Genomic DNA, 11,664 nt, shown 5'->3' with positions numbered 1-11,664 from the left:
CGCGCTCACCGGTAGCGCCGCGCGATGATGGCTTTGGCGATGCCGTAGGTGCCGCACAGCAGCGGAAACACCCACAGCATCGCCGCGCTCGCGGGCACGTCGATGACACGCGCCGCCTGTAGGAATCCGGCGGTCATGTACGCGAACGCGACCAGCGCGGCGGCGATGCAGACCGCTTCGAACTCGATGCGCTGCTGCAGCTCGTCGACGCCGCGGACGAAATGGACCATCGCCCTTAGCACCAGTGCGATCGGCGCGACCGGCATCAGGGCGATCAGCGCGCGCAGCACCGGCGCCTCGACACTGCGCAGCAGCAGCAACGAGACGAACAGCAGCACGGTGTAGGCGCCCATGCCGATGAGGACGTTGCGGGTGTAGCGACGCTGCAGCGCCGCCGGCGCGCCATCGCAGGCCGTTGCACGCCGCGACAGCGACACCACGCCGATGCCCACCGCCGACAGCAGGATCAGGACGCTGGCCCATTCCGGCGCCGTCGGCGCCAGCAGCCGCAAGGCGACTGCCGCAGCGAGCAGAATCAAGGCGACGGCGCGAAGCGAAAGACGGGCGGACGATGCGTCCATGGCGGGACCGTGTGTCAAGTGGGCTTGACACGGAGCATGCGCGGGGCGAATTCCTGTGTCAAGCGTGCTTGACAGGCTGCGCCGTCGCGTCAGATCGCGACGACCGCGGCGTCGCGGGTCTGCGCCAGCACGGCGAGCCGCTCATCGAACACGCGCCGGCTGGCGGCGTCCGGCAACCGGTCCGCGAGTGCGTGCGCCTGTTGCAGATGCGCCGCGAGCGCGTCTGCGTCGCCGTCCAGGGATGCGAGTTCGGCATCGATCCACGCACGATACGGCGACAGGTCCATCAGCCCGCCCTCGCAACGCGCGCGCCAGGCGGCAAGCAGGGCGCGGTCGCCAACCAGCAGCGCCGCATGGCTGGCGAGCGTGACGGCGATGGCGGGCTGGAACACCGCCGGCGCCTTCGGAAATGCGGCGGCCAGCGCCTCGGCTTCCTCGCGCGCAGCGTCGGCATCGCGGCAATCGGAGGCGTGCGACAGACGCAACAGGCGCGCCGTCAGCTCCAGGCCGCTGCTGGCGACGCCGCCGTCCACGACGGGGATCGACGTGGCCGGCCAGTCGCGCGGTCGCACGTCGGCCAGGCTCAGCGCCATCAACTGGTTGATCTGCAACTGCAGCGCGGCATCGGGTGTGCGACGCGCGAGATCGAGCAGGCCGCGGCCATCGGAGCGCCAACCCTCCCGGTGCAGCGGCACCAGATTGCCCAGGCCCATGCACGCGGCGCCGAGCGCCACGCCCAGACCCGCGGCCATCCACCAGGTCGACATCGGCACCCAGGCCACCAGGGCCAGGCACAGCGCAGCCGTCACCAGGTTGGCCAGCGGCCCGCCCAGCAGGAAGACCGTCTGGTCGAGGCGCGACAGGCCGCGTTCGCCGCGGGGCAGCAACGCGGCGAAGCCGCCGATGCCGCGCACGCCACCGCCGTAGCGCCAGCGCCAGCGATCGTCGCTGCCGCGCTCGAACCGGAATGGTCCGACACCGAACCCGATCGCATGCATGCCGCGCGACAGGCCCGCGAGCGCATGTCCGGCCTCGTGCAGCACGATGTGCGGCCACAGCGACAGGAAAAAGCCGGCCAGCAGCGCGAGTCCGGTGCCGGGCGGCAGCGCTTCCAGCGCCGGCAGGCCGAGTCTGGCGACGCCCACGCCGAACAGACCGCCGGCGACAAACAGCGCCAGCGGCCGCAGCGCGCGCCGCCACAGCGGGCGTTTCGCCGACGCCTCGGGCGCGGGCGGCATGAGAGAGGCGAACTGGGGATGCGACGTCGTGGCGCTGTCGGGCGTCGTCATCCGCGACGGGTCACTTGCTGCTGACGTACTTCTCGCGACGAATCAGCGGCACCGGCAGGCCGAAGCCCTTGAGCGCCTCGAACGTCGCGTCGACCATGTTCGGATTGCCGCACAGGTAGGCGATGTCACCGTCGCCCGGTGCGAATTCCTCGAGGAACTGCTGCACATAGCCGTGGCGCACGTCGGCATGCGGCGCGTCCGGCAACTCGCGCGAGAAGCACGGTACGAAGCGGAAGTTCGGATGCCGATCGGCGAATGCGCGGAAGTCGTCGCCGTACAGCAGTTCGGCCGGCGTACGCGCACCCATCAGCAGCACCACCTCGACGCCGCGCTCGGCGATCGCCGTCTCCAGCAGCGGCAGCATCGCCCGGTACGGGGTCACGCCGGTGCCGGTGCCGACCAGCAGATAGCGGCGGTTGGTGTCCTGCGGCATCAGGCAGAAGCGCCCGAACGGGCCGCTGGCCTGCACCGTGCTGCCCAGATCCATGCCCTCGAACAGCGCCGTCGCCGCGCCACCGGGCACATAGCTCACGGCGACCTCGATCGCCTCGCCCGGACCGATCGCGTGATCGTGGATCGTCGCCAGCGAATACGAGCGCTTGGTGGCGGTGCCGTCGGCGTACTCGAAATGGATCTGGATGAACTGCCCGGGGATGAAGTCCAGCGGCTGGCCGTCGGCGCGGACGAAGGACAGGTGGGCGACGGTCGGCGCGACCATGCGCCGCGAGACGAGCTTGATGGGGAACTGCGTGATGGCCACTGCGGGAATTTGTCCGTGATTCGACGAGCGTCCGGCGCGGTCCGCGGCCGGTGGGGCTCCATGCCGCTATGGTAGCGGGTCGGCCCGCCACGGCCGGTGCAGACGCCGCAATGCCGTGTTGCGCACCTGCACGGCCCCACGCGTGCAACGCGCCGTTGCGGCCGGGCCCGTCGGGGCGTCCCTATACTACGGACCCCCGCCGCGCCATCCGCGGCACGAGCGATGGACATGTCCCCGATTCCCCAGGCCGACGCCGCCCTTTCGGTGCGCGATCTGCGCAAGACCTATGACGGTGGTGTCGAGGCGCTCAAGGGCATCTCGCTCGACGTCGCACCCGGTGATTTCTTCGCACTGCTCGGCCCCAACGGCGCCGGCAAGTCGACGCTGATCGGCATCATCTCCTCGCTGGTCAACAAGACCTCGGGCGACGTGCGCCTGTTCGGCACCGACCTGCACACCAACCGCGACGCGGCGATGCGCCTGATCGGCCTGGTGCCGCAGGAACTGAACTTCAACTTCTTCGAAAAGCCCTTCGACATCCTCGTCAACTACGCGGGTTTCTACGGCATCCCGCGCGCCGAGGCGATGGTGCGCGCCGAGGAGGAACTCAAGCGCGCGCAGCTCTGGGACAAGGCGACGACGATGTCGCGCACGCTGTCGGGCGGCATGAAGCGTCGCCTGATGATCGCCCGCGCGATGATGACGCGCCCGCGGCTGCTGATCCTCGACGAACCCACCGCCGGCGTCGACATCGAGATCCGCCGCGGCATGTGGCAGACGCTCAAGGAGATCAACGCCGCCGGCACGACGATCATCCTGACCACGCATTACCTGGAAGAAGCCGAGAGCCTGTGCCGGAACCTCGCGATCATCGACCGCGGCATCATCGTCGAGCAGGGTCCGATGCGCGTGCTGCTGTCCAAGCTCGACGTCGAGGGTTTCATCTTCGACATCGACGGCACGCTGCCCGCCACCCTGCCGCCGATCGAGGGCACCACCCTCATCGCGACCGACGACCACACGCTGGATCTCGACATGCCGCGCGCGATGGATCTCAACCGTGTGTTCGCCACGCTCGACGGAGCCGGCATCCGCGTGCGCTCGATGCGCACCAAGTCCAACCGGCTCGAGGAACTGTTCGTGCGCATGACCGGCCCCAATGCCGCCTCGCAGCAGGAGAAGACGGCATGAGCACGAAGAGCACCGACGTCGCCGCCATCGAAGGCACCGCGCAGCGCCACTGGGTCGCGCTGTACACGATCGCGCGGCGCGAGATCGTCCGCATCCTGCGCATCTGGGGCCAGACCCTCGTGCCGCCGGCGATCACGATGACGCTGTACTTCCTGATCTTCGGCGGCCTGATCGGCGCGCGTGTCGGCGAAATGGACGGCATCCGCTACATGGATTTCATCGTGCCGGGCCTGGTGATGATGAGCGTGATCCAGAACAGCTACGGCAACATCTCGTCGAGTTTCTTCGGCGCGAAGTTCGGCCGCCACGTCGAGGAACTGCTGGTCAGCCCGATGCCGAGCTGGGTGATCCTGGGCGGTTACGTGATCGGCGCGGTGACGCGCGGTCTTGCCGTCGGCGTCATCGTGCTGTGCATCGCGATGCTGTTCACCACCGTGCGCATTCCGCATCCGCTGGTCACCTTCGCCACCGTGCTGCTGGGCGCGACGATCTTCGCGCTGGCCGGTTTCGTCAACGCGGTCTATGCGAAGAAATTCGACGACGTCGCCATCGTGCCGATCTTCATCCTCACCCCGCTGACGTACCTGGGCGGCGTGTTCTATTCGGTCTCGCTGCTGCCCGGCTGGGCCGAAACCGCGACGCATGCCAACCCGATCTTCTACATGGTCAACGCGTTCCGCTACGGCCTGCTCGGCGTCAGCGACGTCTCGCTGGGCGTGTCGTTCGCGCTGATGATCGGCTTCGTCATCGCACTCGGCGCGCTGGCGCTGTGGCTGCTCAAGCGCGGCATCGGTCTGCGCAGCTGAGGTTTATCCGCGCGCGGTGAGCGCCGCGCGCATCCCTGCACAAGGACTGGTCATGCGCATTCTCGTTCTCGGCGCCGGCGGCACCGGCGGTTACTTCGGCGGTCGCCTTGCGCAGGCCGGGGTCGACGTCACCTTCCTCGTGCGTCCCGCACGCGCGGCGCAGCTCGAACGCGACGGTCTGCGCATCCGCAGTGGCCTGGGCGATGCGCAGTTCCCGGTCGCGCACGTCACCGCCGATGCGCTGCCCGCGCTTGCTGCGGAACGGCCGTTCGATCTGGTGCTGCTGAGCTGCAAGGCCTACGACCTCGACAGTTCGATCGACGCGATCGCCCCGGCCGTGACTGCGGACACCGCCGTGCTGCCGATTCTCAACGGCCTGCTGCATTACGCCGCGCTCGACGCACGCTTCGGCGCCGACCGTGTGCTCGGCGGTCTGTGTTTCATCAGCGCGATGAAGGGCGAGGACGGCGAAGTCGTGCATCTGCCGTCGCCGCCGTCGATGACCTTCGGCGAGCGCGATTCCGCGCACAACGGCAGCGCACGGACGCGCGCGCTGGAAGCGGTGTGCGCAGGCGCATCCGGCTTCGATGCCGTGCGCAGCGACAGCTTCATGCAGGCCGCCTGGAACAAGTTCACCTTCCTCGCCGCGCTCGCTGCGGCGACTTGCCTGATGCGCGCCAGCATCGGCCGTATCGTCGACACCGACGGCGGCACTGAATTCCTGTCGGCGCTGCACGAGGAATGTCTCGCAGTTGCCGCCGCGGACGGCCACGCGATTCCGGCCGAAGCCGCGCAGCAGGCGCGTGCTCTGCTGACGAAGCCTGGTTCCACGGTCACCGCCTCGATGCTGCGCGATCTCGAATCCGGTCAGGACGTGGAGGCGCTGCAGATCATTGGCGACCTGCGCGCACGCGCGCATGCGAGCGGTCGCGCGGTGCCGCATCTCGATGCGGCCTGGGTGCATCTGCAGGCCTATCGCTTGCGCCGCGCGACACCGCAGACGCCCTGACGCAGAACGCCTGTCCTTCGCAACGCGTTTGCTAGGCTCGCCGCTCCCCTGATGGAGATGGCCGCATGATGCTTCCCCGTACCCGACGTTTCGCCTGCCTGCTCGTACCCGCGGTGTTCGGCCTCGCCGCCTGTGGCGCCGCGCCGCAGCCCGCGACCGATGACGCAGCGCAGACCCAGCCGGTCGAGGACAGGCAGACCCAGCCATCGGAAGCCGCGCAGGCGCAGATCGAATCGGGCACACCGCCGGTCGACGCCCCTCTGACCGGCGATGCGGCGAGCACCATGCTGACCCAGATCGCCGGCATCGCCGGCGCGATGCACGCCGCCGCGAAGCTGTGCGATCCGAACGTCTCGGACGCACAGCTCAACCAGGCCAAGGATCAGCTGCGCCAGGAATTCACCAAGATGGGCGGCGACGTCGGCACCTTCGACGGCGAGTTCGCGTCCGCACACGAAAAGACCAACGCCCAGTTCACCCAGGCCACGCCGCCGCAGCAGAAGCAGATGTGCGACGAGCTCGAAGCGATGGCCTCGCAGGCACCGCCGCCGCCGGCGGGTTGAGTCAAGAGTGCTCTTTATGCACCTCTCCCTCTGGGAGAGAGCCTGCCCCGGACCTGATCCGGGGTCGACGCGCACGGCGCGTCGGGTGAGGGATGGAAGAGAGGAAGCGTTCACAAGCGCCCTCATCCGCCCTTCGGGCACCTTCTCCCAAAGGGAGAAGGGCTCAACAGAAAGACGCCGCAACTCTCAGCGATGACCGATCAGGCGCTGACCCATCCGCAGCAGTGGATCAGCACCTCTCCCTCTGGGAGAGAGCCTGCCCCGGACCTGATCCGGGGTCGACGCGCACGGTGCGTCGGGTGAGGGCAGGTAGAGAGGTCAATGCCCTCGTAGGATGGGTAGAGCGTCAGCGAAACCCATCAGACGTCGACGTCACACATGACATCGACGCCGGTAGCGGACATACCGACTTCTGAAAGACCGCCTGGATTGCTGTGCAGCGATGGGTTTCGCTTCGCTCTACCCATCCTACGAGGCTGCGTTCTCTTTCCAAGAAAGAACAACAACGCCCCTCAATCCTTGAAGTCCCCACCGATGAATACCGACAACGCCTCCGGCTGCAGATGCCGCTCCATCGCAGCCCGCACGTCTTCCGGGGTCAACGCGCGCAGCTTCTCCTCGAACGCAGCCGAATACGCCATGTCCCGACCGATGTAGAGGTTGCTGTCGAGCATGCCGACGAGTTCGGGATCGTTCGCGCGTGAGGTGCGGCGTGCGCGCAGCATGCCGTCGAGCGCGTCGTCGAGCTCGGCCTGGCTGATGCCTTCGCTGCGGATGCGCTGCAGTTCCTCGCGCACCGCGGTTTCCACCTGCGCCATGTTCTCCGGCGCGGCGATCGCCGATACGCCGAACATGCCGGCATCGTCGAACACGCTGGCCGAGAAATTCGAGCCCACACCGTAGCTCAGGCCTTCGCGCTGGCGGATGCGATCACCCAGCCGCGACTTCATGCCCGAGCCGCCGAGGATGTAGTTGCCGATCAGCAGCGCGGGGTAATCCGCGTGGTCCTGATGCATGCGCAGCGACTGCCGCGCGATCAGCGTCGCGTTGGCCTTGTCGGGCGTGCGCAGTTTCGCGTGCACCGCTTCGCGCGGGACGTATGGCGTCTCGATGCGCGCGAACGGTGTCGGCAACGTCCAGTCGCCGAACAGGTCGTCGAGTCGCGTACGCACCGCGTCCGCGTCGACATCGCCGACCACGGCGATCGTCGCGCCCTCGCCCATGCCGTAGAAATCGCGATGGAAAGCGCGCACGTCGTCGAGCGTGAGGGCTTCGATCAGTGCGATGCGTTCTTCGAACGTCGTCGCGTGATACGGGTGACCCTTCGGAAACGCATTGAAGTGCTGCGACAGCGCTTCGTTCGCGACCGCGCCCGGTTCGCTCATGCTGCTGCGGATGCCGGTCAGCTGCTGGCTGCGCAGCTGGGTGAACTCGCTGTCCGGGAAGCTTGGTCTGCGCAGCACATCGGCGACGAGCTCGAGCAATGCGCCGACGTGTTCGCGATCGGTCGTCGCCGCCACCGTGACCGTGGTCGCGGTGCCGCCGACGCTCAATGTCGAACGCAGCGCCGTCAGCTGCCGCGACAGTGCCGCGCGGTCATGACGTTCGCTGCCGCGCATCAGCAGCGTGCCGGCCAGCTGTCCGGCGGTCGCGCGGTCGTGCAGGCGCTGCGCGTCGCCCAGCCGCAGATTCATGCGGATCTGCACCGAGTTGCCGCGCGTGTCCTTGTCGAGCACTGCGAGCTTCGCGCCGTTCGACAGGGTCGAGCGCTTCGTACGCGCGTCGATGTTCGCGTACGACGGATCGAAGGCTTCGCCGGCGTCGAGCGCAGCGCGCGGTACGAAGTCTTCCAGCGCGGACTCGGCCGTCGGCGCTTCGCTGATCGTCACGCGCTCGACCGCATCGGTCGGCAGGAACTGGCCGGTGGTGCGGTTGTCGCGACGCAGATAGGCCTGCGCGACGCGCGTGACATCGTCCACGGTCACCGCGCCGAGCCGATCGCGTGTGCGCAGCAGCAGACGCCAGTCGCCCTGCGCGATGGCTTCCGACAGCGCCACGCCGATCGCGTTCGGGTCGCGCATCGCGCGCTCGTAGCCGGCGAGCATGCGCTGCTTCGCGTCGTCGACTTCCGCGTCGGTGAACGGCGTCGCGGCCGCGTCTTCCACCAGCGTCAGCAGTTCGGTCTGCAGCGCATCGAGGTCGCTGCCTTCCGGCGCTTCGGCGACGAAGGTCAGATAGCCGGGTTCGTCCATCGCCAGCGCAGATGCCGACGCACCGGTCGCGCGTCCGGGTTCGACCAGGTTGCGATGCAGGCGACCACCGGGTGTGCTGCCCAGGACCTGCGACAACACCGCCACGGCCGCGCTGTCGTCATGACGGCCGGCGGGAATGTGATAGCCAGCGACGAGATACGGCGTGCGTCCCACGCGGCGCACCACCACATGGCGTTCGCCGTCCTGCGCGGGTTCGCGCGTGTAGGTCACCGGAAGCGCGCGCGTCGGTTCGGGCAACGCGCCGAAGCTCTCGCCCACGGTCGCCAGCGCCTGCGCCGGATCGAAGTCGCCGGCGATCACCAGCACCGCGTTGTCGGGCTGGTACCAGGTCCGGTAGAACGCCTGCAGCCGGTCGATCGGCACGTTCTCCACATCGCTGCGCGCACCGATCGTCGAGTTGCCGTAGTTGTGCCACTGGTAGGCCGCACCCATCACCCGCTGCACCAGCGCGCGCACCGGATTGTTCTCGCCCGATTCCATCTCGTTGCGGACGACGGTCATCTCGCTGTCGAGATCCTCGCGCGCGATGCGCGAGTTCACCATGCGGTCGGCTTCCATGCGCAGCACCCAGTCCAGCGTGTCGGCGTCGGTGGAGAAGCTCGCGAAGTAGTTGGTGCGGTCGAGCCACGTGGTGCCGTTGAAGCGCACGCCGCGGCGGCGCATCTCGCCGGGAATGTCGGTGTGCGTCGGCGTGCCCTTGAACACCAGGTGTTCGAGCAGATGCGCCATGCCGGTTTCGCCGTAGCCCTCGTGGCGCGAGCCCACGCGATAGGTCACGTTGACCGTCGTCACCGGCTTGCTGGCGTCGGGAAACAGCACCAGCGCCAAGCCGTTGTCGAACCGGTATTCGCGGATGCCTTCGGCTTCGTGCACCGGTGCATCGAGCTGCGGCGGCGCGGCCCACAGCGGCCATGCGGCGCCGAGCAACAGCACCACGACACAGGCACGCAGACGACGTTGCATGCGGATCCCCCGTTGGAGAAGACGATCGACGAAAATAGCAGATCAGTTGCGGCCGACTGGCGGCGACACGCCAGTGGATTCACGATGATCGAGGTGCGTTACGCGGACGAATGGCTGGCCGTCGTCAACAAGCCGGCGGGCCTGATGGTCCACGACAGCGCGCTCGCGCGCGACGAACACGACTTTCTCGCCGATCGACTGCGCGAACAGTTCGGTCGCCCGCTGTTTCTGATCCATCGGCTCGACCGCGCGACCAGCGGCGGCCTGCTCGTGGCCTTCGACCGCGACACCGCGTCCGCACTCGGCACGCAGTGGATGGCGCGCAGCGTCGACAAGCACTACCTCGCGATCTGCCGCGGCTGGCCGGACGACATCGTCGTCGACCACCCGCTCGATGGCGGCCCCGGCAAGCCGGTGAAGAAGCCCGCGATCACGCGTTTCACCCGACTGGCGACGACCGAGCTGTCGGTGCCGTCGGCGGGTTTCCCGACCTCGCGCTACGCACTGCTGCGCGCCGAACCGATGACCGGCCGCTTCCGCCAGATCCGCCGGCACCTCAAGCATCTGTCGCATCACCTGATCGGCGACACCAGCCACGGCGACGGCCGCCACAACCGCAACTTCCGCATGCTCGGCATCCATCGCATGTTGTTGCACGCCGAGCGCGTGGGCTTCGATCATCCGCAGACGGGCGAACGCCTGGTGGTGGATACGCCGCCGGGCGACGAGTTCGCGAAGGCGTTGCTGTTGTTTCCCGGAATGCCTGCACTCTGAAGCCCTCCCCCGTAAAACGGGAGGGCTCAAAAACACGCTCACGATTGCAGTTGCGGCGAGGTCACCTGCGGTGATCCACCCCGCACCGCAGCCACCTCCCCCTGAACGCTTCAGCCAACCGCAACGCGCTCACGGAAACCTCATCCCACGCCGGAAAGAATCGCCGCCCCATCACCGAGCAATGCCCTCATGACCCTTGTCGCAACCGCCGAACACTACGACGCACGTCGTGCGTCCTGGGGCAGCATCATCGGGGGCGTCGTCACCGTGCTCGCCGTGTCGATCCTGCTGTCGCTGCTCACCACCGCACTCGGTTTCGGCGTCGCCGATCCGATGTCGTCCGATCCGCTCGATGGCGTCGGCGCCGCGTTCGGGATCGGCTCTGCGATCACGCTGCTGATCGCGCTCGCCGCCGGTGGTTTCGTCGCCGGTCGTCTGGCCGGTCGCAGCGGCATGGCGCACGGTTTCCTCGTGTGGGCGACCTCGCTGATCTTCGCGGCCGTGCTCGCGAGCATGGCGATCGGCGGCACCGCGCGTCTGGCCGGCAGCGCCATCGGCGGCGTGTTCTCGGCCGCCGGCAGCGTGGCCTCCGCCGCAGGTTCCGCAGCAGGCGGCGCCGCCAGTGGTCTGGGCGGCGTGGCCGAGCGCATCGGCGCGGAACTCGACATCGACACCGAGCTCGACGGCGAGCGCATCGAGCAGAACGTCGCCGACGTGCTGCGCGACACCGGCGCCGAATCGCTGCAGCCCGAGTACCTGCGTTCGCAGCTCGAAGGCGCACGCGATGACGCCGGCCGTGCGGTCCGCCGTCTGGCCAGCAACCCGAACGAGTTCTCCGCGATCACCGACGAACTGACCGCTGCCCTGCGCACGCGCGTCGAGGCCGTCGGCAAGGACGTCGATCGCGAGGCCGTCGTCAACGCACTGGTCGAGAACACCGACATGACCCGCGCCGAAGCCGAGACCGAAGCCGACCGTCTGATCGCGCGCTTCGAGGAGACCCGTCGCACCGCCAACGAGCGTCTGGCCGCGCTGGAAACCCGCGTCGAAGAAGCCCGTCAGCAGATGACCGAGTTCGAGGCCAAGGCCCGCGAACAGGCCGACAAGGCTGCCGGCGCGATCGCGCGTTCGGCCCTGTGGGCGTTCTTCGCCCTGCTGCTGGGCGCCGCCGCCAGCGCCGGTGCCGGCCTGCTGGGCAGCCGCACCCGTCTGCGCGAAGACACCGTCGTGCACACGCGCAGCACCACGCCGCGCGTTTGACCTTGCTGCCCCTTCCCCCGCGTGCGGGGGAAGGCTGGGATGGGGGCGACCCATCAGATCTCGAATGAAGTTCTATCGCGCGATGCGTCGGTCCATCAGCATCGCCATTCGTTCGCAGCCGGACAGTTCGCCCCCTCCCAACCCTCCCCCGCGACGCAGGGGAGGGCTCGACCAGCAGGCATCGAAACACCACAA

General features: G+C 68.3%; 10 protein-coding genes. 6 read left to right on the top strand and 4 right to left on the bottom strand.

The features are described from left to right. Positions 1 to 5: 5 nt before the first annotated feature. The 3 genes from LU699_RS08800 to LU699_RS08790 form a co-directional block, all read right to left on the bottom strand. A complete protein-coding gene (locus tag LU699_RS08800) occupies positions 6 to 581 on the bottom strand; it encodes a hypothetical protein (protein ID WP_232136581.1) in 576 nt (191 codons plus the stop codon). An 89-nt stretch (positions 582 to 670) separates the two neighbouring features. Further along, positions 671 to 1,870 carry a site-2 protease family protein gene (locus tag LU699_RS08795; RefSeq protein ID WP_232136580.1) on the bottom strand — a complete coding sequence of 400 codons (1,200 nt, stop codon included), beginning with the start codon at positions 1,868 to 1,870 and terminating at the stop codon, positions 671 to 673. Positions 1,871 to 1,880: 10 nt separating this feature from the next. Further along, positions 1,881 to 2,630, bottom strand: a complete 750-nt coding sequence (locus LU699_RS08790) for a ferredoxin--NADP reductase (RefSeq protein ID WP_269781357.1) — start codon at positions 2,628 to 2,630, stop codon at positions 1,881 to 1,883. Between the two features lie 228 nt (positions 2,631 to 2,858). On the opposite strand from LU699_RS08790, the gene LU699_RS08785 reads away from it, so the two are divergent. The 4 genes from LU699_RS08785 to LU699_RS08770 all read left to right on the top strand — a co-directional run bounded on the left by LU699_RS08785 (position 2,859) and on the right by LU699_RS08770 (position 6,199). Beyond that, positions 2,859 to 3,821, top strand: a complete 963-nt coding sequence (locus LU699_RS08785) for an ABC transporter ATP-binding protein (RefSeq protein ID WP_232136579.1) — start codon at positions 2,859 to 2,861, stop codon at positions 3,819 to 3,821. Continuing rightward, positions 3,818 to 4,627: an ABC transporter permease gene (locus tag LU699_RS08780; protein ID WP_232136578.1), complete on the top strand. Its 810-nt coding sequence runs from the start codon at positions 3,818 to 3,820 to the stop codon at positions 4,625 to 4,627. Before LU699_RS08785 ends, LU699_RS08780 begins: the two co-directional genes overlap by 4 nt. A gap of 52 nt (positions 4,628 to 4,679) precedes the next feature. After that, a complete protein-coding gene (gene panE, locus LU699_RS08775) occupies positions 4,680 to 5,636 on the top strand; it encodes a 2-dehydropantoate 2-reductase (RefSeq protein WP_232136577.1) in 957 nt (318 codons plus the stop codon). Positions 5,637 to 5,701: 65 nt separating this feature from the next. Next, positions 5,702 to 6,199, top strand: coding sequence for a hypothetical protein (locus tag LU699_RS08770; RefSeq protein WP_232136576.1), 498 nt, complete (start codon positions 5,702 to 5,704; stop codon positions 6,197 to 6,199). 512 nt (positions 6,200 to 6,711) lie between these two features. Here LU699_RS08770 and LU699_RS08765 read toward each other — a convergent pair. Then, positions 6,712 to 9,435, bottom strand: coding sequence for a M16 family metallopeptidase (locus LU699_RS08765; RefSeq protein WP_232136575.1), 2,724 nt, complete (start codon positions 9,433 to 9,435; stop codon positions 6,712 to 6,714). Between the two features lie 84 nt (positions 9,436 to 9,519). On the opposite strand from LU699_RS08765, the gene LU699_RS08760 reads away from it, so the two are divergent. After that, the gene (locus LU699_RS08760; protein ID WP_232136573.1) at positions 9,520 to 10,209 is read left to right on the top strand and encodes a pseudouridine synthase; all 690 of its coding nucleotides are present in this window, start codon (positions 9,520 to 9,522) and stop codon (positions 10,207 to 10,209) included. Positions 10,210 to 10,398: 189 nt separating this feature from the next. Further along, positions 10,399 to 11,469, top strand: a complete 1,071-nt coding sequence (locus tag LU699_RS08755; protein ID WP_232136572.1) for a YrzE family protein — start codon at positions 10,399 to 10,401, stop codon at positions 11,467 to 11,469. Positions 11,470 to 11,664 lie beyond the last annotated feature (195 nt).

Origin of the sequence: Luteimonas fraxinea (assembly GCF_021233355.1) — a bacterium.
In the GTDB taxonomy this organism is placed as follows: Bacteria; Pseudomonadota; Gammaproteobacteria; order Xanthomonadales; family Xanthomonadaceae; genus Luteimonas; species Luteimonas fraxinea.
Note: the sequence above shows the minus strand (reverse complement) of the source record. Positions and strands in the feature narration are given on the sequence as shown.